Source organism: Xanthomonas sp. NCPPB 1067 (genome assembly GCF_020783795.1).
Classification (GTDB): Bacteria; Pseudomonadota; Gammaproteobacteria; order Xanthomonadales; family Xanthomonadaceae; genus Xanthomonas; species Xanthomonas melonis.
Genome location: NZ_JAJGQG010000043.1, coordinates 1 through 25,470, shown reverse-complemented (window position 1 = coordinate 25,470; position 25,470 = coordinate 1). Strand labels below are relative to the sequence as shown.

Genomic DNA, 25,470 nt, shown 5'->3' with positions numbered 1-25,470 from the left:
AAAACGCTTCTTCACGTCCAATCTCCTCGGGGTAGGGAATTGGACTCCAAACCAAGGTGCTACTCAAACTGGGGGGGCGTCGCCAGTCGCAGCTACACCGAGCGCCTTTCCGCCGACAGTCCGACCGAGCTCACGCAGATCCCTAATCCCTGTTCTGCCTGCCCACCGGCTGAGCTGACTCGTGTACGGATTCAGCTGATTTTTCGGAACGCCCAAACCCCTGAGCTCAGATGGGGTTTTTGGCATTGTACCAGCACCCAACGTAATCCCAAGAGTCGCCGCAGTTTTTCCTAGTAGGTAGTGACATCTGATCAGTAGCTGCCCGTACAATTCCAGACATTTTCGGCGTCTGCAGATCGATGGACGCATAAATTACTGCCTGGGCCAAAATACTTTATTATTAGCTCGTAATTATCAGACGAATTTGAGACAAAGAATAACTTTAAATTTGCGGAATCAACATCCGTCATGATTTCCTTATAATTACCAAGCTCATCAATCGACTTGGGATAAGCAGCCCTCTCAAGACGATAAGCTTCGATTGAACGGACTATAGCGTTACCGACCTCCTTCGTCTTCTTGGCTTTTATACCTTGGCCAGGAGCAGCACAAGCAGACAAGGAGATCATAAGAATAATTGCCAGCCTTAAATTATCAGTAATCATTGGCCCAAGCACCCATTTTGAACCTCGTTTTGCAAGGCAGTCCAAATTTCCCCAGCTAAGCTACTGGAGTCGCTAGCGAGGTACGAATCTTCCCATAACTGAGCCTGTGCTTCGTACTTGCCATCTCCCAAAAGTGCATTGAAGTATTGAGATGCTTGTTCAGCGCTAGAGGGACTCACGTAATCATAGGGACTCCCAAAGCCAAGTGTATATCCAACCTGAGGAAGTATGAGGCGTGAGGTGACCTTTGCACCTCTACGACGCTGCCACACATGAAAAACCTCGTGAGCAAGAGTTGAGCGGGCTTCAACTTTATTGAGGTCGATGCCTTTACCTATATCAACATCAATAAAAAGGCTTCGTGGCAGCTTAACATTACTGCCACGCAGAGATGAGCCGCGGCTTCCCGATGCTTGCTGGATATCTAGTGATGCAGTATCGAAGCTGCTACCGAACAGAGTGCCAATAGAAGCAGATTCTTGAGCAAATAGCGCACGAAGGCCAAATGGATCAGAGGAGAAAAACGGGCGATTGTTAGCATATGAGTAGCTATTCAGCCCTCCTCTCAATCCAATCGGATCACTCTGCCCATACCGCCCAGTAGCAGCATCGTAATCCCGGAAGTAGTTTGGCCTTATTAACCTCACTGTTAGAAATATTTTAATATTTGCACATCTACCCTCTGCTACACGGTGCCACAGCTTATCAAGACGGGAACCAGACCACTAAAGAATTTCAATCTTATTATTCGTCGTGTCCCATGAAACAAGTTTCATGACTCCAGGCGGCCAAGGCTGCGACGGCGGGAAATTTGGCGGCAAAGCGTGCCAGGTCACGTATGTCGCACACACCGTCTTGTTCACTAGCTGGAACTCTTCCATTTTTTTCTCTCTGAGCCCTTTCTTAACTGCAGCTGGCAATTTGTGGTCTACCCCAGAGAAAGTTTGGCATGCCTCGCCAGCAAAAGCGCTTGAAATTATTGAAGTAAATAAAATCAAAATCCATAATCTTCGCATCTTCTAGACTCCCGACGTTTGACAGCTTCAAGAAGGTTACGCGTAGCGTTCGAATCTAACTGGGCTTTCTTCTTAATTTTTGAGATGCAATCAATAGTAATGGCATCAGCCTTACATTCGGTTTCATGAAACTCCCGTGCGTAAGCCTCGCTATCAGCAGCATAATTTTGGGGCCAAGGAGCAGCTCCGAGTGGGCGGCCTAAACATGCGCCAGGATGAAGAGCTTTTAAAAATCTCTTGTGTTCTTCTTCATGGCGCTGCGTACATTCACGATCGCAACCAAAGTTGCAGTTACTTACCATGAACCCTCCCTTTCCGTCGCAGGTCGTTAGACCCAGTTGGCCCGCGCAAGTTTTGGTGTCCCAGACAGCTTCCAGTCCAAATGGGTCATAAAGCCAAGTCGGTGTACCTAACGAATATAAGTAAGAAGAAATTCCTCCTCTCAACCCAATCGGATCACTCTGCCCATACCGACCAGTGGCCGCATCGTAATCCCGGAAGTAGTTCTGATTGAACCCGCTCGCCGCATCGAAACGCTGGCCCGGGAAGCGCATGTCGAACACCATCGCGGTACCGTCTCCATCCGGGTCCTGGTTGGGTGCGGTGTTGCCGAAGGCTTCGCCTTTCAAGCTCCAGTTCCACACCGCAACGTCGCGGGCAGCATCGACGACGACGCGCGGGCTGCCGAGATGATCGGGTTCGATGTAGTGCAGTTGGCCGCCGTTGGCCAGCAGGCCCACCGGCAGGTCGTCCAGCCAGATCGCTTGCTGCCTGGGTGTGCCGTTGGTGTCGTAGTCGCCCAGCCAATGGCCGGCCTCGTCATAAAGCGTATAGGTATTGGTGGTGCCCAAGTAGCGGCGTACCTGCTCGCCTTAGCGTTACATCAGCATCTAATGACCGCGCTGCACTATGGCCTATATATTTAAAACTAACTCCGACTCCCTATCCTAAAATGAATGCCTGTCGCCAATCCAGCTCCCGCACCAAACAGCCAACCACCCAATACCAATGAAATTGCCACATGAAGCAATATTAGCTCGTATAAGCTCCCGCCTTCTATGGATTTTAAATAATAACTATATCCCGAAGACCACACCGCAACCACACACGTAGATATAAGCCCCAAGACAGCCCCTAGAATTGCACCAACAAGAATCTGAACCGATAATTTACTTGAAATATTCGAAATAATGATGGGAAGCATAGCAAAAGAAGAGGCGAAGATAACTTTGTATTCAAATGCCATTCCCTCGTTTTTAATTACCGATGAGACAGCATAAGGCCATATGTAAAAAGAAATTAACAAGTAAGTTAATGAAAGAGCAGTTCCCAACACCAAAAGAGAGAAAGACTTTTTCATCACTATTCCTCGCCAGGACAGGTATTTGATGATTCTCTTCTTTTTGCTTCGTCAACCATTCCTGCTAGTTTTCCTGGAAGTAACGTATGACTAATGGAACAATAGCCAGACATTACTGAAGAAACAGAGCCCGCGCAAAATAAACCTCGTGGATCACTTATCTCTTCAGCTAGATTCTTAAATCTCGCCTCTTGGCTAGCACTGGTATTCAAAATAACAACCTTTACCTTACTGCCCGTTCCTTTTTGATAATTTATGTACCTTTCCAAGTCAGCGCCGTCAACAGATCTCTCGAAGATACCACTACTGCCCCGCGTTTCGTTCAAATAGCTTCCGGACGGGTCATACAGAAATGGCGGCTTACCGTTACTTCCATCGATGAACATTGCTGAGTGCGAGCCAAATCCATAGTCATAGGTGGTTATTATGTAAGTCTTCAGGCCGAAAAAGTCGATGGCCGCAAAAGAGCTGCTAAACGCGTAGCTGTAGGTGGATGAGCCACCATTCAATCCGATCGGATCACTCTGCCCATACCGACCAGTGGCCGCATCGTAATCGCGGAAGTAGTTCTGATTGAACCCGCTCGCTGCATCGAAACGCTGCCCTGGGAAGCGCATGTCAAACACCATCGCGGTGCCATCGCCATCCGGATCCTGGTTGGGTGCGGTGTTGCCGAAAGCTTCGCCCTTCAGGCTCCAGCTCCACACCGCAACGTCGCGGGCAGCATCGACGACGACGCGCGGGCTGCCGAGATGGTCGGGTTCGATGTAGTTTAGTTGGCCGCCGTTGGCCAGCAGGCCCACCGGCAGGTCGTCCAGCCAGATCGCTTGCTGCCTGGGTGTGCCGTTGGTGTCGTAGTCGCCCAGCCAATGGCCGGCCTCGTCGTAGAGCGTGTAGGTATTGGTGGTGCCCAGGTAGCGGCGTACCTGCTCGCCGCGGCCGTTGTAGCGGTAGTTCATGACCGCGACACCCGCGCGCTTGACCTGGGTCATGCGGCCAGTGGTGTCGTACAGGTACTCACGTGCCTTGCCGCCGATGGTGAGGGTGTTGCCCATCTTGTCGTAGGTGCGCGCCACGCCTGCGACTGCGCTCAGGCGGTGGTTGGTGCCTGGGTAGGTGTAGGCCTGGGTCGCACCGCCAACCTTGGCGCTCAGGCGATTGCCGGTGGCATCGTAGCTGTAGCCGTCGATCACGGTATTGGCGACGCCGTCTTTCAACGCTGTCAGCCGACCGAGTGCGTCGTAGTCCAGTCGCAGCTCTGGTGTCGGATTGCCAGCCGGGGTCAAAGCAGTGAGGTCGCCAACGGCATCGAAGCCGAAGCCGATTTCCAAGCCGCCCGCGCGGGTGTCCTGGATGCTGCGGGGACGGTAGTCAAGATCGTATATGCGCGCCAGTTTGCGGCCGTTGCCGTAGGTCCAGCCGGCGGATGGACCGAACGGATAGTAGGTCGCTCCGCTCAGCAGATGTTGGCGGCTGCCGCCCTGCGCAGTCACCCCAACCTCGGTCGTCTGGCCTTGCGCGTTGCGCACGTAGTCCACAGCGGTACCGTCCGGGTAGACCATCGACCGCAGGCGGCCGCCCGGCGTGTAGTCGTAGCGCACCACCAACACCTTGCCGTTGACCGTTTGCACCTTGCGCACCACCTCGCCGAAGCGGTTGTAACAGTACTGGGTGGTACCGCTGCCATCCTGGAGCTTGGCCAGGCGCCCGACCGTAAATGTCTCACCGCTGGCGCACACGCTTTGCGTGAGGTCATAGGTATAGCTGGCATTGAAGGCGGCGGTTGGATAACTGATGCTCACGACGCGGTTGAGCGCGTCGTAGGCATAGGTGGAGGTGATGCCGCGCGCATCGGTCTGCGTGGCGCGGTTGCCGGCACTGTCGTAGGTGTAGCTGGTGACGCCGGTATCGGGGCTGGTCAGCTTCAGGATATCGCCGAAGCCGTTGTACGTGTAGCGGGTGTCCAGGCGCTTTGGATCCTTGACCTGCAACGGGCGATCCTGCGTGTCGTAACCCACGTTGGTTTCTGCCTTGATGCCATCGACATCCTGCAACGTGCGCGCAAGCCGACCGAGCAGATCGTGCTCTTGCTGGGTGCTACGGCCGAATGCGTCGGTGATCAAGCGCAGGTTGCCATTTGCATCGTAGGCATAGTCGGTGGGATTTGCAGACGCGTCTGCCTGCGTTTTCAGTTGACCCAGTTGATTGTAGATACGGCTCAAGCTGCGCTTGAGCGCGCCTTGTGCATCTTTGGTCTGCTCTTCTACACGGTTGCCAGCTTTATCGAGCACGTAATGGACGGTGTTGCCGAGCGTGTCGGTCACATCGGTGAGGCGTTGGGCCTGGTCATAGATAAACGTGGCGTAGCTGCCATCGGGCTGGGTGATGCGCTTGACCAAGCCGGTGGGCCAGTACTCGATCGTGGTGACGCGGTTCTGCGTGGAAGTCGCGCCATGCACCGTTGTGGATGCCAACCAGCCACGCGGGTGGTAGCTGTAATCGATCAGCACCCCGTTTTCGTCGACGGCAGACAGAACACGGCCCGCAGCGTCGTAGCTCAGATTCTCGCGGATCTGGCCGCGGGCGTTGATGGTCTGCTTGAGGTCGCCCTTGCGATACGGGCATGGTCCGGTGCCGGTCTCGCACCCCGCGGCATCGATGGGGTAATAGTTGTAGGTCGTACGGTCGTCGATATTTGTGCGCGGGCCATCGATGGACTTCAGATAGCCCAGGACCGGGCAGGTGCTACCTACTGCGGCGACATCGGATGCCTCGCAGTAGCTGTAAGCCACGTCGCGCCTCTCGCTGGACGTTGCGCCAATCGTCGACACTTGCATTGGCTGAAGACGATCATTGCGGGTGTAGGAAACGGTGCGCCCAGCGCTTTGGATCGACAGTATCCGGTTGGAGCCGGCGGTTGTCCGGGTCGTGGTCGTACGTTCTTGCGGAAGCCCAAACGCTTCCTGGACGGTGTGGATATTGATGTCCACGCCATTTTCGGCCAGCTCCGAATAGGTATGCCTTGTCTGCACCCCACGCTTGTCGATCACCGCGCTGAGCCTCCTGCGATAGTCGGCCGCCTGATCGTCATAGGCGTAGCGCATCGTGCCGTCGCTTCCTGCCACGGATGCGATCTTCGGAGATTCGCCGCCCGCGGCAGTCATCGTGTAATCAACCGTGTTGCCCAGGGCATCGGTGACGGCGGTGCCGGTGGACGAGTATGCGAGCGTGACACCATCGATGCCGCCGGCATGCTGGCTGGAGATTGCGCGGCCAGCATCGTCATAGGCGAAGATACTGAAGCGCCGGCCGTCTTCCGTGGTGACACCGGTCAGGTGCCGGGGAAAGCGCATGTCTTCGTAGTGGTAGGTGCGGCCCTTGCCATCGGCATAGGTCACGGCGACCAAGCGTTGTTGATCGTAGCCGTAGCTGGCGAGCTGTACGCCACCGGAAACGATGCCGGTGATCAGCGCGTCGTCGCTGTCGTCGGCGTACACCAGTTGGATGGAACGACCCTGCAGCGAGGCGATGCTCTGCAGCCGGCCGCGCGCGCTGTAGGCATACACCAGCCCGTTGCCGTCCTCCGCGGTGCGCGAGATCAGCTTGCCCTGGGCGTCGAAGGTATAGATGGCATCCTGGCGATACAGTACCCATTGATTGCCATTGGCGATGATGCGCTCGCCAGAGGCATTGGCCGCGCGATAGTCCGAGCCCACCTTGCGGAACGGCACGGCGTAACCGCTACCCTCCACCAGCCCCAACGCGTCACCCTGGACCGTCAGATGCAGGCTGTGCGAGAACGTCCATCCTGGTCCGAACCCTCCAGTGTTCAGCGCGATGCCCGAATGGTAGTAACGCGTCAGGGCAAGCCAGCCCAGATCGAAATCGCGCTCGGCCTGGAATTTCTCGCCTGTCTTGACGTCGCAGGGATTGCCGACCATGCCGGAGTTGCCGCCTTGATCTCCCTCACACTGCGGGGCTGAGACTTCGATCGTCGCGATGAGCCCCTTGTTCGTACAACCTTGGTCGCTGATGTGCCAGTTGCTGTAGGGCTTGGGACATTCGAACCGCCTTGACCGGGTTATGCCTAATTCGAATTCATAGGTATCGCTGCAATCGTCAAAAAATGCACGAGCTACGTACTGCCTAGACTGAGTTTCGATACCCAGGTCGTACTCTGGAAATGGGCCTGCTTGTGCAGTCCACCCGCCCAGCGGCGCGACGGACGCGGCTCCACATTGGGGGGACTGCTCGCTCAACGTCTGCACTATCGCTGCAGCGGCTTCTTCTTCCGAAGGAAAGTTGGATCGACCAATGGCGGGTGAATAGCGCCAATCTTCGTCCTTCGCCTTCGCATTGCCCATCCAATAGGTGATCAGCATCTTTCCGTCTCCGCCGACTGTCTGGTCCCTAATAGTGTCGACGTACCGATAAGCATCCTGCATGTACTGCGACCCAGGAATCGCCTTGATCGCCGCTTCCGCCTGCGCCTGCGTGTCGTAGGCGCCATGGGATGCTCCTTCCGCATTGCGCACCAAAAATTGCTGTTTCTTTCCTTGCGCAGAGACGAGCGGGGAAAGAAAGAAAAGGCAAAGCATTGCCATCAAAGGCAGAAAGCGCGCGGAGCCGGTCTTTTTCTGGTTGCGGCATGGCGTGGTCATTGCGAGTCCTTGCAAGAAGTCAATCGGTCCAATCGAGTCGAATGCTGCAGGCGGCAACATTGGCCTGGCCGCCCATCGGGCTGATCTGGTGCGATCAATCTCTTTCAGGCGCATGTTGGCCGCATGGGCAATGCGCTTCATCATCCCTGAGAGAGGCAGCGCGAAAAACGGGATACACACGTGTCGCATACGACAATCCTTGTCAGCTCAGGCTGCGATAGTACGTAATGGCCTCCTAGCTGACAACCGACTTTGTCAATTGCTAGCGACTGCAGGCGGGTCAGTTGCTCGGTGGGTTCGCTGATGCTTGGCCTCGTCCATCGTGCCATCAGGGGCACCTGTCACGTCGCGCAAGGCTATGGCCGAGGCCGCCTGCCGTTTCAACCGCCAGCTTCGCCTACGCGAAATGCTGTCGCGAGTCGCCACGTCGATGATGCATCGCGAATCTTTGGACAAGGCCGGCCCTGCGCGTGGCGAGCCTTTTTCATGGCTGAGCGTCAGGGTAAATCGGTGTTGCCATCACATGGCGCCGGCATGGGTAGAGAACGCGCATCATGACGCGGCAAACGGCGCGCTCCACCGCAAACCCGAAGAATGCGTCAACCATGCTGCCCATGGCTGACGCGTGCGGATCAGCTGCGCGGCTTGCGCGCTTTTGCCGTCTTGCCTACCGCTGATTTACCCAGCGACTTCACTGGAACTCTTGCGGCCTTCTTACTTGAGTATTTAGTGACCGCCTTCTTGGCGATCTTGCGGCTGGCGCCAGCGGTACTTTCACTCGATGCCGAAGCCGCTGGCGAGGCACGCTTGCTTGGCGACTTGCTGGTCTTTTTCGCAGCTTTCCTGGCGGCTTTCTTCACCGGCGTTGCGGCACCCGCACGCACCTCCGGCGGGCGGCGCGGTGGCGGTTTGCGGCCGGGAGTGAGGGCGCGCCAGGCGTGGCCGCCGTTCATCGCCAGCAGCGCATCGGCGGCCGAGGGGCCGGCGCTGCCGGCGGCATAGTTGGGGAAGTCGCTGGCCGGTTGTTTCCAGGCGTCCAGGATCGGCTGCACGATGCGCCAGGCGCCTTCCACCATGGCGGCGTCCTGGAACAGCCCGGCTTCGCCGTTCATGCAGTCCTGCAGCAGGCGCTCGTAGCCCACCGTGTATTCCTTGGGAAACCAGTCGCGATAACGGAAGTCCATGCGTACCGGCGCCAATGCGACCTGCGCGCCCGGGCGCTTGACGTCGAACTGCAGCGAGATGCCTTCATCAGGTTGAATATGCAGCACCAGCCAGTCGGGGCCATAGCCGCCAACTTCGGTGCTGCGGAACGGCGCCAGCGGTGCGGGCTTGAAGCGGATCGCGATTTCGGTGGTGCGTTCGCGCAGGCGCTTGCCGGTGCGCAGATAGAACGGCACGCCGGCCCAGCGCCAGGTGTCGACCTGCAGTTTCATCGCCACATAGGTTTCGGTGTCCGAATCCTCGGGCACGGTGTCTTCTTCGCGATAGCCGGGCACGGCGCTGCGGTTGACCGCGCCGGACGCGTACTGGCCACGCACGACATCCTCCGGCCGGATCGGGCGCACCGCTTCGATCACCTCGGCGCGGCGGCGGTGCATGGCCTCGGTGGTGAAGGCGGCCGGCGGCTCCATCGCAATCATCGCCAGCAACTGGAACAGATGGTTGGGCACCATGTCGCGCAGGCAGCCCGTGGGATCATAGAAGCGGCCACGGCCTTCCACACCGATGGTTTCGGCCGCGGTGATCTGTACGTGGTCGATGCGATCGCGGTTCCACACCGGCTCGAACAGGCCGTTGGCGAAGCGGAACGCCAGGATGTTCTGCACCGTTTCCTTGCCCAGGAAGTGATCGATGCGGAACACCTGATCCTCGTGCAGCACCTTGGCCACGGTGGCGTTGAGCGCGACGGCGCTGGGCAGATCGTGTCCGAAGGGTTTTTCCACGATCACGCGGCGCCAGCCCTCGCCTTCGCGTTGCCGGACCAGCCCGGCTTCGCCCAGGTTGAGCAACACCGGCTCGAAGAAGCGCGCGGCGGTGGCCAGGTAGAACAGCACGTTGCCCTGCGTGCCGTAGCGCTTGTGCAGCTTGTCCAGCACGCCGCCCAGCGCCTGATAAGCGCCCTGGTCGGTGAAGTCGCCGCGCAGGTAATGCATGCGTTCGCGCAGCCAGTCCCAGGTGGCGGTATCGAAGGCATCGGCCTGGAATTCGGCATCGCGGCTGCTCAGCAGCTGCGTCATCGCCTTGCCCATGTTGGTGCGCCAGGCGCGCTCGCTGATGTCGCCGTGGTCCATGCCGACGATGGCGAACTGCTCGCCCAATGCGCCGGAGCGGCGCAGGTTGTACAGCGCCGGCATCACCAGCCGCCGGGTCAGGTCGCCGCGGGCGCCGAACACCACGATGATGCAGGGCGGCGTGGTCTGTTGCTCATTCATGGATGCGTTTCCTTTTCGCCCATGCGTCCATGCAGGCGCAGCGCCGCATTGACCAGGGCCACGTGGGAATACCCTTGCGGGAAATTGCCGAGCATGCGTTTGGCGCGCGGGTCGTACTCTTCGGCGAGCAGGCCCACGTCGTTGCACAAGCCGAGCAGCCGCTCGAGCAAGGCGCGCGCCTCATCGGTGCGCCCGATCAAGGCGTAGTTTTCCACCAGCCAAAAGCTGCACGCCAGGAAAGTGCCTTCGCCGGCCGGCAGTCCGTCGGCGCTGTCGTCGGCGCGATAGCGTTCGACCAGGCCGTCGATGGTCAGCTCGCGCGCGATCGCATCGGCGGTGGCGGCGATGCGCGGATCGTCCGGCGGCAGGAAGCCCACGATCGGGATCAGCAGCAAGGCAGCATCCAGGCGTTCGGAGCCGTAGCTCTGCACGAAGTGGCCATCCGGATGCACGCCCTTGTCCAGCACTTCGGCGCGGATTTCCTCGGCGATCCGGCCCCAGCGCGCGCGCTTGTCGGCATCGGCATTGGTGATGCCGTCGCGCGTGCCGCAATCGAAGGCCAGCCACGCCATCACCTTGGAATGCACGAAGTGGCGGCGTTCGTCGCGGATTTCCCAGATGCCTTCGTCCGGTTGCCGCCACAGATCCTCGAGCGTGTCGAGGATGTTCTCCAGCAAGGCGGCCGAGGAGCCGTCGTCGTCCGGCGGCGGCGTCACCCCCTTCTCGCGTGCGTAATGGAACGCGCCGATCAGCTCGCCATAGACGTCGAGCTGGAACTGGTCCACCGCGCCGTTGCCGATCCGCACTGGCCCGGAATTCTCATAGCCGGGCAGCCAGTGCGCCTCCCATTCCTGCAGACGGCGCTCGCCACCGATGCCGTACAGCGCCTGCAGCTGGTCCGGCGAGCCGGCGATGGTGCGTTGGACCCAGTCGCGGAACGAGGCCGCTTCGTCGCGATAACCGGCCTGCAGCAAGGCGATCAGCGTGAACACCGAATCGCGCAGCCAGCAGTAGCGGTAATCCCAGTTGCGGGTGCCGCCCAGATGTTCGGGCAGCGATGCGGTGGGGGCGGCGACGATGCCGCCGGTGGGCAGATAGCTCAGGCCCTTGAGCACCACCAGCGAGCGGCGCACCTGCTGGGTCCACGGGCCCACATCGGTGCAACGCCGCGCCCAGCCGTGCCAAAACGCAGTGGTGGCGTGCAGCGCCTGCTGCGGATCGATCGGCGGCGGAGCGGGCAGATGCGAGGCGCCGTGGCTGAGCACGAACCAGGTGCTCTGGCCGGCGCGCAGGGTGAAATCTGCCTCGGTTCCCAGGTCCTGGCCATGCAGCTCCTGTGGCGAGCGCAGGGCGAGCTGGTCGGGCCCGGCGATGGCGCGGATGCCGTCGACGATCCGCGTCACCCATGGCACGGTGCGGCCGTAGTTGAAGCGCAGGGTCAACCGCATGTGCATCGCCACCTCGCCCTGCACGCAGCGCACGATGCGCACCACATGCTGGTGGATCTCGCCGTTCTCGCTGGCCGCCATGAAGTCGACCAGTTCCACGGTGCCGCTGTCGGTGATCAACCGCGTGCACAGCACCAGGCTGTCGTCCTCGTAGGCGCGTTCGCTGCGGTAGTCGGCGGTGGGCGCCAGCGCCCATTGCCCGTGTTGCTCGTCGCCCAGCAGCGAGGCGAAGACCGCATCGGAGTCGAACCTTGGCAGACACAGCCAGGCGATGGTGCCGCGGTGGTCGACCAGGGCCGCGCTGTGGCAGTTGCCCAGCATGGCGTGGTCCTCGATACGCACGCTCATCGTCGGGAGGCTTCCTTCCTGCGAAAGAACCACCAGTCTTGCATGCGCGGTGTCTGGATCAGGTTACGAGCCGCCCGGTCAACGCAGCAGCGGTGGCACCGTGTGTTCCAGCCGGCGGATCAGTGCCGGGTCCATGTAGGCGTAGTCGTCGGGGATCTGCAGGCACACACGCGGCAGTGACGCAGGTGCGCGGCGAAGCGCCTGCGCAGCAGCTGCAGGTGGCGGCGCTCCATCACCAGCACCAGATCGGCCTGGTGCAGCAATTCGGGAGTGACCTGCAGCTCGGCATCGGCGGCCAGCCCGGCCGACGCGGTCTGCACGCCGGGCCAGTCGGCGAAGACGCGTTCGGCGGTGGGGCTGCGCAGGCGGTTGCGGCTGCAGACGAACAGCACCAGCAACGGGGCGCCGCCGCGCCGGCTCAGCGGCCTTCGCGCAGGAAGCGCGCCATCGAGGAGACCCCCGGCAACGCCGGTTCGAACTGGCCGGCCACATCGATGAAGCCGCGCATGATGGCGATCTCGCGAGGGGTGCGGTTGAGCGCATCGCGCCGGTCGGCGTCGGCGCCGGCACGCAGCAGGCGCTGTACCAGTAGCGGCAGCCCGTGCAGCGCAGCCAGATGCAGCGGGCCGAAGCCGCGCTGGTCGGCCACCTCCAGCGAGACGTCTTCGTCGAGCAGGCGCTCGACCCCGGCCAACACCACTTTCTCGTCGCAGGCGGTGCCCGGTTCGGCGCGCGCACCCAACAACAGCAGCAGCGGGCTGACCCGGCCGCCGGCCAGGTGTTCGGGGTCGGCACCGGCCAGCAGCAGCGTGTCCAGCAAGGCCAGCAGGCGGGTGGTATCGCGTGCGGTGAAGCCGTATAGCGCGGCGCAATGCAGCGGTGCCAGCCCCTGGTCGTCGGTGGCGTGCACATCGGCCGCGGCGGTGAGCAGACGCGCCACGATATCCGGCAGGCCCAGGGCGCAGGCCAGCATCAGCACGGTGACCCCGCCCGGCAGGCGATGCTCGATCTGCGCGCCGGCCTGCAGCAGGGCCGCCACGATCTCGGTCTGACGCATGCTCACCGCCGCCGACAGCGGGGTGGCCCCGCTATGGGCGGCGCGCTGGGGATCGGCGCCACGGCCGAGCAGATGGCTCGCCACGCCGAGGTGACCGCCGCCGGCCGCGCGCAGCAGCGCGGTGCAGCCTTGCGCATCCACCGCATCGACGGTGAGGCCGAGATCGATCAGGCGACGCACCGCGTCGGTGTCGCCGGTCATCGCCGCAGCCGGCAGGTCGGCCTCGCGCAGCGCGCGACGCGGGAGTGGCCAGATCCGCCAGTCCAGCCAATCGGCCAGATCGCGCCGCCCGATCGACAGCGCCACGCCCAACGGCGTCTGCCCGTCGGCGGCGCGTGCGTCCGGCGACGCGCCCTGCGTGACCAGCAGTTTCAGCGCGGCCTCGCGGCCCAGCGCGGTGGCCAGGTGCAGCGCGGTCATGCCATGGCTGTCGCGCGCCTCGCGGTCCACGCCGTGCTCCAGCAACCACTGCTGCAGGCGCAGCCAACCCAGGCGTACCGCCAGCGACAGCGGCGGGTCACCGGCGGCCGAGGGGGCGAACGGATCGGCGCCACGCTCGAGCAACTCCAGCGCGAACTGTTCCAGCCCACGCGAGGCGGCATCGTGCTGCACGCAGGCGCTGAGCAGCCGGGTCAGGCCGCCCGCGCCAGCCGGCGACACCCCGTGGCGCAGCAGCACCTGCAGGGCCGGTACCGCCTCCACCCCGCGCGACAGCAGCGCGAACATCGGCACATCGCCGCAGGCGTCGCGCACTTCGGCATCGGCGCCGTGACGCAGCAACCAATCCACCGCCTCGGCGTTCAAGGCCACATGCACATCGTGCAGCAGCCCCCCCAGTTCTTCCGGGCCGCACAGCCGGGCCAGGGCGTTCAGTCCGTCGCGGTGGCCGAACTGCAGACCTTCGCGCAGCAGCACCAGCGGCGGGCGGTCGGGCAGCACGGCGACGCCCGGCATGTCGCCCGGCGCATCGCTGACCGCCGCCGGCAGCGGGTAGGCGGGGTCGAGCAATTGCACGATCGCCCAGCGCCCGGCTTCGGCGGCCACGTCCACCGCACGGCGGCCGTGCGCATCGACAGCGGCGGCCGGTACCTGCAGGTCGAGCAGGCGGCGGATCAAGGCCGGCGACACGCTGTCGGCGGCGCAGGCCAGCATCACCGCGTTGCGGCCTTCGCCATCGATGGCCAGCACGTCGGCCTTGCGCGCCACCAGGCGCTCCAGCACCGCACTGCGCGCCTGGCGGGCGGCATCCAGCCACGGGGTGCGGCCGAGCAGATCGCGCGCTTCCAGATTGGCGCCGGCCGACAGCAGCGCTTCGACGATGTCGCCGTGGCCGGCCAGCGCGGCTTCGTGCAGGGCGCTGCGGCGCTGGCGGTCGCGCGCATCCACGCGCGCCTTGTGCTTGAGCAGCAACTGCACGCCGGCCGGATCGTCCTCTTCGGTGCCGGCCGCGGCCAGCAGTACCGGCGCGCCGCCCTCCGGTTCGGACTGCGCACCGCGCTCCAGCAGGAACTTCGCCAACCGCCAGTTGCCGACCTGGCAGGCCATCGCCAATGGCGAGTGGCCGTCGTGGTTGAGCGCATCCAGCTCGGCGGCGGCATCGCGCAGCAGCGCGGCCACGCCCGGATCGGAGCTGCGCACCGCGTGGTGCAGCGGGGTATTGCCGTCGTTGTCGCTGGCGCGCGGGTCGGCGCCATTGGCCAGCAGCGTCATCACCGCATCCGGACGGCCATGCCAGCTGTCGCGGGTGGCCGCCAGCAACGGGGTCATGCCGCGATGCGGCTGGTTGACGTCCACGCGGCGCACGATCAGTTCGCGCAGCAGGCGCAGATCCGGCAGCACGGCGGCCAGCGCCGGCAGGCTGCGCTGGTCGCGCCATTCCGGCAATGGCAGCGCCTGCGGGTCGGCGCCGGCGTCGAGCAATTGCAGGGCGCGGTCCACCCGGCCGCTACGCGCGGCCTCGAAAAGCTCGGGCACCAGCTGATGCCGTGCCACCGGCTCCAGCGGGCGCGGTTCGGCCGCCGCTTCGTTGAAGAAATCGGCGGCCTGCGGAGCGGCCGGTGCAGCACTACGTGCCGGCGCGGCGGTCCGCTGCAACAGCAGATGGGCGGCCGGCAACGCCAGGCAGGCGGCGATCGCCAGGCCCCAGCGCAGACCGTCGGAGACGCCGCCCGGCCAGGCCAGGGTCACGCACAGCGTGCACATCGCCAGGACCAGCGCCGCGGCCAGCAGGCCGCGCCAGGCATGCAGTTCCTGGGTGGCCAAGGCGTGCCAGCGTGGCGCCAGTGCGCCGCCGTCGCGCTCCACCTCGCCCCACAACGGCCAGGTTCGCCACAGGCCCAACAGCGCGGCGCTGATCGCCACGCTCAACGCCAGCGCAGCGGCCAGGCTGCCGCTGTCGCGCAGGGCGGTCAGCGGCCAGCTGATCAATGCGGCCAGCGCCAGCAGGCCCACGCCCCAGATCGCCAACAGCGACGGCAGCGCCTGCGCGATGGCGCGCGGCTGCGCCGGCAGCGCACGTGTCCCGCGCGCCCACGACACCGCCAGCGCGAAGGCCGGCTGGGCCAGCCACAGGCTCAGCGCGGCAAGGCCACCGCCCAGTCCGCCCAACAGCGTCAATGCCACGCCGGCCGCACCCGCCAGCGCGACGGTGCGCAGGCGCGCAGCGCGTTGCGGATCAGTCATGGTCGCACTCGCCCGCCAGCACCACGGTCTTGGGCAGCTGCAGGTAGAAGCCATGTTTGCCCAGCGCCTCGCGCACCGTGGCCGCATCGGCCTGTGCCAGCCGGCGCTCCGGCGTCAATGCCACCTCCAGCACGAAAGCGAACGGCGCCAGCTGCGCGTGCACGGCAGCAGGAAGGCCGGCGAAATCGTCGCGAGTGGCGAGGTAGACGAAGGTGTCCTGCTTGCGTTGGCTTTTGTAGACGTAGGCGTGCATGCGCGCGTGATCGCGCTCGAAGAGCGGTAGGTCGCGCCGATTGTGTCCCAATTGCGGCCATGGCGAAAGCGCGGCCGATGCGAAAAATTCCAGTCGCGTCAGCGACATGACCGACGCGTTCAGTCGTGCCGGCGCTGGGACATGCACACGCCACCGATATACTGCCAGCACTTTTCGCCAGCCAGACCACCGTGAGCCAAGCGCAGCATCCGTCCCCGATGGCCCCGGTCGCCGTCACCGCCTACACCTCCACCACCGCGCTCGGCGCCGGGCTCGCGGCCCAGGCCGCTGCATTGCAGGCGCGCCGCAGCGGCCTGCGCCGTAACGATTTCGGGCCGCAACCGTTGCCGTGCTGGATCGGGCGCGTCGATGGCGTGGAAGACGTGGTCCTGCCCGATGCGCTGCAAGGCTGGGACTGCCGCAACAACCGCCTGGCCTGGGTGGCACTGCAGCAGGACGGCCTTCTGGAAGCGGCGCAGGCCGCCGCGCAGCGCTACGGCGCCGAGCGCGTGGCGGTGATCATCGGCACCTCCACCTCCAGTATCGGCGCCAGCGAAGAGGCGTACACGCGGCTGGTCGAAGACGCCGATGGCGCACGCTTCCCGCCGGATCTGGAACGCCCCATCGTGCACACCCCGCATTCGCTGGGCGACTTCGTGCAGCATGCCACCGGCCTGCGCGGCCCCAGCGTGACCGTGGCCACCGCCTGTTCGTCCAGCGCCAAGGTGTTCGCCCAGGCCGCGCGGCTGATCGAGGCCGGGGTGATCGATGCGGCGCTGGTCGGCGGCGTGGACACCTTGTGCGGCAGCGTGCTGTTCGGCTTCAACTCCCTGCAGGTGGTGGCACCGGAGCCGTGTCAGCCGTTCGATGCGCGCCGGGTGGGCCTGAGCCTGGGCGAAGCCGGCGGTTTTGCGCTGGTCGAACGCACCGCCGCCGCACCGGACGCCGCGTTGTGGCTGTACGGTTATGGCGAATCCAGCGACGCACACCATATGTCCGCCCCGCACCCGCAGGGCCTGGGTGCGCAGCTGGCGATGCGCGGCGCACTGCAACGCGCCGGCCTGGCGCCGGAGGCGGTGGGCTATCTGAACCTGCACGGCACCGCCACGCCGGCCAACGACAGTGTGGAAGCGGCGGCGGTGGCGGCGATCTTCCCCGCCACCCTGCACGCCAGTTCCACCAAGGCCTGGACCGGCCACACCCTGGGCGCGGCCGGCATCGTGGAGTCGGTGATCGCGCTGCTGGCGCTGCGCGACGGCCTGCTGCCGGGCACGCTCAACAGCGAACTGCCCGACCCCGCCTGCGGACCGCAGATCCGCTTCGACAACGCCCATGCCCGGATCGATTACGCCATGAACAATTCCTTCGGCTTCGGCGGCAACAACTGCTCGCTGCTGTTCGGGCGGGCACGCTGATGCTCGCCGCCACCATCGAAGGCATCGGTTTCTGGACCCAGGGCCTGCCCAACTGGGACGCGGCGCAGGCCTTCGTGCACGGAGCCGCGGCGCAGGAAACGCCGGCTCGCCCGGCGCCGCAGCTGCTGGCCGCCAACGAGCGTCGCCGCGCACCGGATACGGTGGCGGTATCGCTGGAGGCCGCGCTGGCCGCCTGCACCGCCGCCGGTCGCGACCCGGCCAGCCTGCCGTCGGTGTTCACTTCCACCCATGGCGATCTGGCCATCACCGATTACATGTGCACCACCCTGGCCAGCGACCCGCTGGCGATCTCGCCGACCAAGTTCCACAACTCGGTGCACAACGCCGCCGCCGGCTACTGGACCATCGGTGCTGGCGCGATGACGCCGGCCACCGCGATCAGCGCGTCCAACGCCAGCTTCGCGCAAGGCCTGCTGGAAGCGTTGGTGCAGCTCGCCTCCGGCGTGGAGGCGGTGCTGCTGGCCGGCTACGATGCGCGCTCGGTCGGGCCGCTCGGCCGGATCGCACCCAGCCAGGGCCTGCTCGGCGGCGCCCTGGTGCTCGGCCCGCCCGGTCAGCCGGGCAAGCCGCAGCTGCACGCGCGGCTGGACGATGGCGTCCCATCCCCCGGCGACGCCCCGCTATCCCGGCACGCCGCCCACAATGCGATGGCGCCGATGCTGCCGTTGTTCGAACTGCTGGCCGGCAGCGGCGACAGCGTGGCGCTGTATGCCGGTCCCGGCCGGGTCCTGCACGTCGAGCTCCAGCGATGAGCCGGCTGCCGCTGACCCGCGAAGACACCGCCATCCTGGTGCCGGCCCTGAACGAAGCGCTGCGCATCCACGAGGTGGTCACCGACGCGTTGACCCATTGCCCGAACGTCATCGTGATCGACGACGGCTCCGACGATGGCACTGCCGAGTGCATCGCCGGCCTGCCGGTGACGTTGATCCGCCATCCGCACCGCATGGGCAAGGGTGCCGCCCTGCGCAGCGGCTTTGCCAAGGCCCAGCAGTTGGGCATGCGCGCAGTGATGACCATGGACGGCGACGGCCAGCACAAGGCGGCCGATTTCCCACGCCTGCTGGCCGCAGCCAACCGCCACCCCGGCTGCGTGATCATCGGCGCGCGCATGCGCAAGCGTGCCACCCAGCCCACTATTCGCCGCATCGGCAACGACTTCGGCGACTGGGGCATCGCCTGGGGTTGCGGTTTCCGGCTGGTGGACAGCCAGAGCGGTCAACGGCTGTATCCGGCCTCGGTGTTCACCCTGCCGAACGTGCCCGGCGAAGGCTTCGTGTTCGAAGCACAGCTGCTGATCTCCGCCGCCCGCCAGGCCGGTGCGCGGGTAGTGGCAGTGCCGATCGAGACCCGCTATGCCGGCAGTGCGCCCGGCACCTTCCGCAAGAGCCATTTCCGGCTGGTGCGCGATCTATGGAACATCACCTCGCACGTGGTCAAGCAGGTGTGGGCCTACGGCCACGTCTGGCGCGAGTATCGCCGCGTGCGCGCCAACCCGGTCATCGTCGACGACGCCGACGGCGAATTTGCTACTGTGCCCAGGGTCACCAACAACCACCACTCCCCATGAATGCACAGCGTGCCGATGTCGTCATCACCGGCGGTGGCCTGGCCGGCCTGAGCCTGGCCCTGCAGTTGAAGCAACGCGACCCGGACCTGGCCATCACGGTGCTGGAACGGCGCGCGCATCCGGTACGCGAAGCCGCGTTCAAGGTGGGCGAGTCCACGGTGGAGATCGGCGCGCATTACTTCGCCCAGGTGCTGGGTCTGCGCGAGCATCTGGAGACCGAGCAGATCCGCAAGTTCGGCTTCCGCTTCTTCTTCTCCGATCAGCGCACCGATATCGACCGCTGCACCGAATTGGGCGTCAGCAAGATCCTGCCCACGCCGTCCTGGCAGATCGATCGTGGCCGCTTCGAAAATTTCCTTGGCGAGCGTGCACGCGCGCACGGCATCGCCTTCATCGATGACTGCACCGTCAAGGGCGTGGACCTGGCCGAGGACGACGCCGATCATGCGGTGCGTTACGAGCGCAACGGCGCGCCCGGCGCGCTGAGCGCACGCTGGGTGGTGGACGCCAGCGGCCGCGCCGGCCTGCTCAAGCGCAAGCTCGGCCTGGCGCAGGACAATGCGCACAACGCCAACGCGGTGTGGTGGCGTGTGGAAGGCCTGATCGATCCCAACGGCTGGTCGCAGGACAGCAACTGGCTGCAGCGTTGCACCCCGCCGGACCGCTGGCGTTCGACCAATCACATGTGCGGGCCAGGCTACTGGTTCTGGCTGATTCCGCTGTCCTCGGGCGCGCATTCGCTGGGCATCGTCTGCGATGCCGCGATGCATCCGCTGGAGACCATGAACACCCACGGCAAGGCCATGGACTGGCTGCGCCTGCATCAACCGCAGGTGGCCGCCACGCTCGATGGCGCCGATTACCGGCTGCAGGACTTTCTGTTCCTGCGCAATTTCTCCTACGGCTGCAAGCAGGTGTTTTCCGCACAGCGCTGGGCGCTCACCGGAGAGGCGGGAATGTTCCTGGATCCGTTCTATTCGCCCGGCAGCGACTTCATCGCCATTTCCAACACCTACATCTGCGAGCTGATCGGCCGCGACCGCGCCGGCAAGTCGCTCAGCCCGTATGCGGAGCTGTATCAGCAGCTGTATTTCTCGTTCTACGAAAATACCCTGACCCTGTACCAGGACCAATACGCCTTGTTCGGCGACGAGCAGGTCATGCCGGTCAAGGTGATCTGGGATTACACCTATTACTGGTCGCTGCTGGCGCCGTTGTTCTGCGCCGGGCGCATCGCCGAGCTGAGCCTGCTGGCGCGCATGAAGGCGGATTTCTTCCACGCGCGCGACATGAACCTGGCCATGCAACGCGTGCTGCACGACTGGGGCGCACGCAACACCGCCCAGGGCATCACCGCCGGCACCGGCCGCCTGCTGGATCAGTATCTGATCGGCTGGTTCAACGAACTCAATGGCGCCTTGAACGACAGCCTCGACGACGAGGCGTTCGTGGCCCGCATCCACGGCAATGTCGCGCAGATGGCGGTGCTGGCCCGCGAGATCCTGCAGCAGGCCCGCCAGCGCCACCCGGAACTGCCCGACCACGGCCTGGACGCGCTGACCGCCAATGCCAGCGGCGAGGCGATCCTGACTGCCCCGTGGTATGCCGACGCGGCGTGAGGTGTAACGAACGCGCCGATGCGCAGCGACGCGGCTCGCTAAACGTGTTTCGATGCCCATTTGCGAGCAGGTGCGATTTGCCCACGAAGGTAAAACAGACCAGCAGCGACGTCGGCATGCTCCGCTGGCAATCATGCACATCGACCATCTCGACCGGTCCTTGCCCGCTCACCGGCGCGGGACCCTACGCGGCATGGATGCCGCGTAGGAGCTACAAGGACGTACTTGCAGCGTGTCCTGCGATGGTGGGCGGGCAAGGGCTCTGCAGCAAAGGCGCAGGTGATCCGCTCTCCACCTGATTTGCCGGTATTGAGCAAACAGGTCGAGACGCCTGCACTGTGCGTGGCGCGATCACTTGGCCATCTTCGAGTCTGGTCGAGGGCGCGGCGCCCTCACCGCTCGCGGGACACGCCGCAAGTACGTCCATGTAGGCTCGGTGGCCGCATCCATGCCGCCACACGGTCCCGCAATCGGCGAGGACACCACGCCAGACGGTTGGTTGGTGGTTTTCCGAAGATGCCAAGTCACCAGCTTGCCGGCTGCTTGTTGAAGCCTCTGCGCACGACCATCTCCACTGGTCCTTATCTGCTCACCGTCGCGGGATCCTTGGCGGCATGGCTGCCGCCAAGGAGCTACATGAACGTACTTGCAGCGTGTCCTGCGATGGTGGGCAAGCGCCAGGCGCCTGCGTTTGTCAGCCGCCCTCAGCCCATCCCGCCATTGATGCCGATGACCTGGCCATTGATGTAACCGGCGGACTCCGAACACAGAAACGCCACCAGCGCGGCCACTTCATCGGGCTTACCCACGCGTCCGGCCGGCACCAGTTGCTTGATGACGTCCGGGGCGAAACTCTCGCCGACCATTTCGCCTTCGATCACGCCCGGCGCCACGACATTGACCGCGATGCCGCGGCTGGCCATCTCGCGCGACAACGATTTGCTGGCGCCGTGCAACGCCGCCTTGGCCGCGGCGTAGTTGGTCTGCCCGCGATTGCCCAGCACCGCGGCCACCGACGATACGCTGACAATACGGCCCCAGCGCGTGCGCGCCATCGGCAACAGCAGCGGTTGGGTGACGTTGAAGAAGCCGTGCAGCGACACATCGATGACCCGATGCCATTGCTGCGCGTTCATGCCCGCCATCGGTGCGTCGTCGTGGATGCCCGCGTTGTTGACCACGATCTGGATCGGGCCGACGGCCAGCAAGGACTCCAACGCAGCGGTTGCGGCCTGCGCATCGGCCACGTCGAAGGCCACCGCTTCGGCGCTGCCGCCGGCGGCGAGGATCGCCGCCACCACCGCTTCGGCACGCGCCAGATTGCGGTTGGCGTGCACGATCACATGCCGGCCATGCGCGGCCAGCTGATGGCAGATGGCACCGCCAAGATCGCCGCTGCCGCCGGTGACGATGGCGCGTCGTGCAACTGGGTTCATAAGGCAAGGACCGCATGCGCAGGGTGGGAGCGTTATCGTAGACCAACCCGCCTGCGCGCAGACAGACACGCGCATCGAAGCACGCGGCGGTGGCGCATTTTCTCGACCAGGCCGCACATCGGACAGTGGGCGCTTGAGCGCCATCGCGTCGGATTGCTAGCGTTTCGACATACGCGATCGCGCGCGGCGACAAGGAGCGGCACCACATGAGCGCAGTGACCCTGATCGAACTGGGCAAGCAGGGCGAGGATGCGATGAACGCGTGGCTGCAGTTACATGGCTTCAGTTATGTAGCCATCTGCCAGGCGCCGGAGACCTTCGCACCGTTGTTCGGCACAGCGGTCAAACGGCCGGATTTCCTGCTGCTGCTGGAGTCGATCGGCTTGATCGCCATCGACGTCAAGAACCGCAACAGGTACAAGAACACCTGCTACAGCCTGCCCTATGAGGATGAACTCAGACGCGCGGTGGCGTTCGAGCGGCTGTTCCGCATTCCGGTCTGGTACGCTTACTTCAATCGCGAAGACGCTGGCCAGTCCTTCCATTGGATCAGCGCCTTGAAGGCACTCGAAGTCGGCGAGATCAAGACGCCGCACGATGGCAGTGCGGAATTCCTGTCGATCGGTCTGGAGCATTTCGAGCATCTGCACAGCGGCGGCGACATCGCGCGGCTGTATGCGCATCGCCTGCCCGGCGTCGGCAATCTGAGCGCGCTGATCGCGGCGAAGACACCCGTCAATCCCTGAGCGCAGGCCTCAGGCGGCGCCCAGCATGACCGTGGCACGGCCTTCGGCCAGCAGCTGCTCGCCGTGGCTCAGGCGAAAACTGTACTGCTGGCTGTCCTCGCCCTGCATCAACACCTGCGCTTCGCACACGATCGCGTCGGGCAGCTGCTCCAGATAGGCCACCTGCAGTTCCACGCCGCGCAGGGCCACCAGCATGCCCGGACGCACCGGCCTGCCCGAGGCACGGCCCAGCAGACCGCCGTGCACCGCCATCGCCTGCGCGCCGTATTCGCACAGGTGCAGCGCGCGCAGGCGCCCGTTGCAACGCAACGGATGTGTGTCGCTGCGATGGGCGTGGCTGCACAGCACGATGCGCTGCGCGTCCCATTCGACCACCGCTTCCCACAGGCACATGCTGCCCTGGTGCGGAATCAAGGCGGCAATCGCGTCACGTCCCTGCATGCGGCTCTCCGTTGGCCAGGCGTTCCAGCGTCGGTTCGCGCGACACCAGCAAGGCCAGAATGAAATTGAACAGCACACCCAGCGCCACCGTGCTGCCGATCGCGCGCAGCACCGGAATGCTGGAGGCGGCCAGCAACGCGAACACCAGCAGCGTCATCAGGCTGCATACGATCAAGGCATGCAGCGTGCGCAACTGGTCGGCGTGGTCGTCGCCAGCGTGGTCGAAGAACAGCGCGTAATCCAGGCCCAGGCCTGCGGCCAGGATGAGCGCGATCAGATGGAACAGGTTGAGCTCCACGCCGCTGCCGCGCAGGATGGCCAGGATCAGCACCGTGGTCAGCGCCATCGGCAGCAGCACGCGCGCGATGCGGCGCGGGCTGCGCAGCGCGATCGCCACCGTCGCCGCCAGCAGCAACGCGGCCAACACCAGCGCGCCGAGCACGCGGCCGCGGTAGGCGGCCACCAGCGATTCGGAGGCGTCCTTCAGATCCAGCAGCTGCGCGTCACTGCCTTGCACGGCAGCCGCCAAGACGGCCGGATCGCGCAGGCCGGTCAACGACACCAGCGCGGTGCTGCGATCGCCATGGCTCAGCAACAGGCCACCGACCGAGGTGGCCAGCGGCGAACCGGACAGGTCCCTGGGCAGCAGCGGCGCGGCACGCCTGGCCGCGTCCAGATCCTGCAGGAAGGGTGCAAACGCATCGCCGCGGAACGGTGTAGCTGCCACCGCCTGCTCGGTCATGGCGCGCGCCTGCGTGGCATCCGGCAATGCCGCTTGACGCGCACGCTGGGTCCTGGCGCTGGGCAGATACCGCGCGGCCATGTCGTAGCCGGTCAGCGCGCCATTGCGCACCAGTGCGTCCAGGCGTGGCCGCAACCGCTCGCTGGCCTGCAGCGCGGCCTCATCGCTGACGGCCGGCAATGCGAGCACGTAACGCACATCCGGTGCACCCAGTTCCTGCCGCAGATGGGTGTCCTGCGCCAGCGCCTTCGGTGGTACCGGCGTGAGCTTGGACAGATCGTTCTGCCAGAACGGGCCTGGCGCGAATGCGATCACCGCGATGCCGATCAGCGCGGTCGCCGCCAGGCTGATCCGCGGCCGCGGCAGCCGTGCGATGCCACGCCACAGCATGGCCAGCAGGCGCGAATCGGCATGGTCGCGCGGCGCTGGATCGATCAACCATGGCAGCAGCCAGCGGGTGGTGATGGCGGCCGTCGCCAGCCCGGCAATGGTGAAGACCGCCAGCTGCCGCAACCCATCGACGCCGGAGAACAGGAAGGTCACGTAGGCGATGCAGGTGGAGACCACGCCGGTGGCCAAGGTGGGCCACAGGTGCCGTGCATTGGCGCGCGGCTCCAGTCCGGGGCGCTGATGGCTGAACAGGTGGATCGGATAGTCCTGTACCACGCCGATCAAGGTGAAGCCGAAGGCCACGGTGATGCCATGCACGCTCTCGAACAGCAGCGCCACCGCACCAAGGCCGGCCAGGCCGGCGCTGGCCAGCGGCAGCACGCCGAGCACCGGAATCTTCCAGCTGCGGTAGGCCACCAGCAGCAACAGCACCAGCCCCACCGTGTCCAGCGTGCCGATCCATTGCGCCTCGCCCTGGGTGCGCGCGGTGATCTCCACCGCGAACGCGCCTGGTCCGGTAAGCGTCAGCTGCGTGCTGCTGCCCTGCGCGACCTTGGCGAACGCGGCCTGCACTGCATCGTAGGCCAGCTGCTGCCCGGTGGGGTCGAACCCGGCTGCGCGCGTTTGCACGATCAACAGCGCCGAGGTGCCGGCACGATCGAACCACACCTCGTTGCGCAGCTGCGGCGCGGCCGCCGGCTGCAGCGTCTCGGCCAGGTGCAGCACTTCCAGCGTGGGGTCGCGCGGCAGCAGTGGCTCCACCATCGCCGCCGCCGGCGAGCCCAGGTCCTGCACGCGCGCCTGCAGGGCCGCTTCCAGCGCCGAGGCGTCGAGCGGAGTCTTGTCGAAGCTGTCGCTGAGCAGGTAGCGATAGGGCAGCAAGCGTTCCGGAATCGCCTCCAGTCCCGCGCTGCCACCATTGCCGACCAGTTCGAATAGCGCCGGCTGCGCCGCCAGGGTCTGACGCAACTGCTGCGACTGCGCGGCCAGGGTGGCCGGATCGCTGCCGGACAAGGCCATCAGCAGCAGCCGCGAGCCCGGGCCTTCGCCCAGTTCTTCGATCAACAGCTTCTGCGCTGGCGTGCGCGGGGCGGGCATGAACTTGCGCAGATCGCCGGACACCTTGAGCGTGTCGCTCAGCCACAGTCCGGCCACGCCCAGCACC

The 25,470-nt window shown here is 64.6% G+C and carries 15 protein-coding genes and 3 pseudogenes; 5 read left to right on the top strand and 13 right to left on the bottom strand.

Annotated elements, in window-relative coordinates:
• Nucleotides 1–311: 311 nt before the first annotated feature.
• The 10 genes and pseudogenes from LL962_RS19905 to LL962_RS19860 all read right to left on the bottom strand — a co-directional run bounded on the left by LL962_RS19905 (nucleotide 312) and on the right by LL962_RS19860 (nucleotide 15,925).
• Entirely contained in the window at nucleotides 312–665 is a 354-nt protein-coding gene (locus tag LL962_RS19905) for a hypothetical protein (RefSeq protein ID WP_228318156.1), read from the bottom strand.
• A pseudogene (locus tag LL962_RS21070) lies at nucleotides 662–1,294 on the bottom strand (RHS repeat-associated core domain-containing protein); the annotation flags it as partial. The gene LL962_RS19905 and the pseudogene LL962_RS21070, both read right to left, overlap by 4 nt.
• 365 nt (nucleotides 1,295–1,659) lie before the next feature.
• Nucleotides 1,660–2,553: pseudogene (locus LL962_RS19895) on the bottom strand (RHS repeat domain-containing protein); the annotation flags it as partial.
• Nucleotides 2,554–2,609: 56 nt separating this feature from the next.
• Nucleotides 2,610–3,041, bottom strand: coding sequence for a hypothetical protein (locus tag LL962_RS19890; protein ID WP_228318155.1), 432 nt, complete (start codon nucleotides 3,039–3,041; stop codon nucleotides 2,610–2,612).
• 2 nt (nucleotides 3,042–3,043) lie between these two features.
• Nucleotides 3,044–7,843 (bottom strand): DUF6531 domain-containing protein, encoded by a 4,800-nt coding sequence (locus LL962_RS19885; protein WP_228318154.1) that lies wholly within the window; start codon nucleotides 7,841–7,843, stop codon nucleotides 3,044–3,046.
• A gap of 491 nt (nucleotides 7,844–8,334) precedes the next feature.
• On the bottom strand, nucleotides 8,335–10,137 hold the full coding sequence (zwf, locus tag LL962_RS19880) for a glucose-6-phosphate dehydrogenase (RefSeq protein WP_228318153.1): 1,803 nt from the start codon (nucleotides 10,135–10,137) through the stop codon (nucleotides 8,335–8,337).
• The gene (locus tag LL962_RS19875; RefSeq protein ID WP_228318152.1) at nucleotides 10,134–11,933 is read right to left on the bottom strand and encodes a glycoside hydrolase family 15 protein; all 1,800 of its coding nucleotides are present in this window, start codon (nucleotides 11,931–11,933) and stop codon (nucleotides 10,134–10,136) included. Before LL962_RS19875 ends, zwf begins: the two co-directional genes overlap by 4 nt.
• Nucleotides 11,934–12,011: 78 nt before the next feature.
• Nucleotides 12,012–12,325: pseudogene (locus LL962_RS19870) on the bottom strand (low molecular weight protein tyrosine phosphatase family protein).
• A gap of 26 nt (nucleotides 12,326–12,351) precedes the next feature.
• The gene (locus tag LL962_RS19865; protein ID WP_228318151.1) at nucleotides 12,352–15,672 is read right to left on the bottom strand and encodes an ankyrin repeat domain-containing protein; all 3,321 of its coding nucleotides are present in this window, start codon (nucleotides 15,670–15,672) and stop codon (nucleotides 12,352–12,354) included.
• Nucleotides 15,665–15,925: a YcgL domain-containing protein gene (locus tag LL962_RS19860; protein WP_104540691.1), complete on the bottom strand. Its 261-nt coding sequence runs from the start codon at nucleotides 15,923–15,925 to the stop codon at nucleotides 15,665–15,667. The genes LL962_RS19865 and LL962_RS19860 overlap by 8 nt, the downstream gene beginning before the upstream one ends.
• Nucleotides 15,926–16,143: 218 nt before the next feature.
• On the opposite strand from LL962_RS19860, the gene LL962_RS19855 reads away from it, so the two are divergent.
• The 4 genes from LL962_RS19855 to LL962_RS19840 are packed head-to-tail and all read left to right on the top strand — an operon-like array spanning nucleotide 16,144 to nucleotide 20,550.
• A complete protein-coding gene (locus LL962_RS19855) occupies nucleotides 16,144–17,340 on the top strand; it encodes a beta-ketoacyl-[acyl-carrier-protein] synthase family protein (protein ID WP_228318150.1) in 1,197 nt (398 codons plus the stop codon).
• The gene (locus LL962_RS19850) at nucleotides 17,340–18,113 is read left to right on the top strand and encodes a beta-ketoacyl synthase chain length factor (RefSeq protein ID WP_228318149.1); all 774 of its coding nucleotides are present in this window, start codon (nucleotides 17,340–17,342) and stop codon (nucleotides 18,111–18,113) included. Before LL962_RS19855 ends, LL962_RS19850 begins: the two co-directional genes overlap by 1 nt.
• Nucleotides 18,110–18,931, top strand: a complete 822-nt coding sequence (locus LL962_RS19845; protein ID WP_228318148.1) for a glycosyltransferase family 2 protein — start codon at nucleotides 18,110–18,112, stop codon at nucleotides 18,929–18,931. Before LL962_RS19850 ends, LL962_RS19845 begins: the two co-directional genes overlap by 4 nt.
• Nucleotides 18,928–20,550: an NAD(P)/FAD-dependent oxidoreductase gene (locus LL962_RS19840; protein WP_228318147.1), complete on the top strand. Its 1,623-nt coding sequence runs from the start codon at nucleotides 18,928–18,930 to the stop codon at nucleotides 20,548–20,550. The genes LL962_RS19845 and LL962_RS19840 overlap by 4 nt, the downstream gene beginning before the upstream one ends.
• Before the next feature lie 704 nt (nucleotides 20,551–21,254).
• Here the strand turns inward: LL962_RS19840 and fabG are convergent.
• A complete protein-coding gene (gene fabG / locus LL962_RS19835; RefSeq protein WP_228318146.1) occupies nucleotides 21,255–21,986 on the bottom strand; it encodes a 3-oxoacyl-ACP reductase FabG in 732 nt (243 codons plus the stop codon).
• A 206-nt stretch (nucleotides 21,987–22,192) separates the two neighbouring features.
• Here fabG and LL962_RS19830 point away from each other — a divergent pair, with 206 nt between their 5' ends.
• The gene (locus tag LL962_RS19830) at nucleotides 22,193–22,732 is read left to right on the top strand and encodes a hypothetical protein (protein ID WP_022560281.1); all 540 of its coding nucleotides are present in this window, start codon (nucleotides 22,193–22,195) and stop codon (nucleotides 22,730–22,732) included.
• Between the two features lie 9 nt (nucleotides 22,733–22,741).
• On the opposite strand, the gene LL962_RS19825 is transcribed toward LL962_RS19830, so the two are convergent.
• Both LL962_RS19825 and LL962_RS19820 read right to left on the bottom strand, forming a co-directional pair.
• Nucleotides 22,742–23,173, bottom strand: a complete 432-nt coding sequence (locus LL962_RS19825; RefSeq protein WP_104587757.1) for a phosphotransferase — start codon at nucleotides 23,171–23,173, stop codon at nucleotides 22,742–22,744.
• Nucleotides 23,160–25,469 (bottom strand): MMPL family transporter, encoded by a 2,310-nt coding sequence (locus tag LL962_RS19820; RefSeq protein ID WP_228318145.1) that lies wholly within the window; start codon nucleotides 25,467–25,469, stop codon nucleotides 23,160–23,162. The genes LL962_RS19825 and LL962_RS19820 overlap by 14 nt, the downstream gene beginning before the upstream one ends.
• Between the last annotated feature and the right edge of the window lies 1 nt (nucleotide 25,470).

Bases quoted from the DNA above. Each gene is read 5' to 3' on its own strand.
- LL962_RS19905 (WP_228318156.1), bottom strand. From the start codon at position 665: ATGATTACTGATAATTTAAGGCTGGCAATTATTCTTATGATCTCCTTG.
- LL962_RS19890 (WP_228318155.1), bottom strand. From the start codon at position 3,041: ATGAAAAAGTCTTTCTCTCTTTTGGTGTTGGGAACTGCTCTTTCATTA.
- LL962_RS19885 (WP_228318154.1), bottom strand. From the start codon at position 7,843: ATGAAGCGCATTGCCCATGCGGCCAACATGCGCCTGAAAGAGATTGAT.
- zwf (WP_228318153.1), bottom strand. From the start codon at position 10,137: ATGAATGAGCAACAGACCACGCCGCCCTGCATCATCGTGGTGTTCGGC.
- LL962_RS19875 (WP_228318152.1), bottom strand. From the start codon at position 11,933: ATGAGCGTGCGTATCGAGGACCACGCCATGCTGGGCAACTGCCACAGC.
- LL962_RS19865 (WP_228318151.1), bottom strand. From the start codon at position 15,672: ATGACTGATCCGCAACGCGCTGCGCGCCTGCGCACCGTCGCGCTGGCG.
- LL962_RS19860 (WP_104540691.1), bottom strand. From the start codon at position 15,925: ATGCACGCCTACGTCTACAAAAGCCAACGCAAGCAGGACACCTTCGTC.
- LL962_RS19855 (WP_228318150.1), top strand. From the start codon at position 16,144: ATGGCCCCGGTCGCCGTCACCGCCTACACCTCCACCACCGCGCTCGGC.
- LL962_RS19850 (WP_228318149.1), top strand. From the start codon at position 17,340: ATGCTCGCCGCCACCATCGAAGGCATCGGTTTCTGGACCCAGGGCCTG.
- LL962_RS19845 (WP_228318148.1), top strand. From the start codon at position 18,110: ATGAGCCGGCTGCCGCTGACCCGCGAAGACACCGCCATCCTGGTGCCG.
- LL962_RS19840 (WP_228318147.1), top strand. From the start codon at position 18,928: ATGAATGCACAGCGTGCCGATGTCGTCATCACCGGCGGTGGCCTGGCC.
- fabG (WP_228318146.1), bottom strand. From the start codon at position 21,986: ATGAACCCAGTTGCACGACGCGCCATCGTCACCGGCGGCAGCGGCGAT.
- LL962_RS19830 (WP_022560281.1), top strand. From the start codon at position 22,193: ATGAGCGCAGTGACCCTGATCGAACTGGGCAAGCAGGGCGAGGATGCG.
- LL962_RS19825 (WP_104587757.1), bottom strand. From the start codon at position 23,173: ATGCAGGGACGTGACGCGATTGCCGCCTTGATTCCGCACCAGGGCAGC.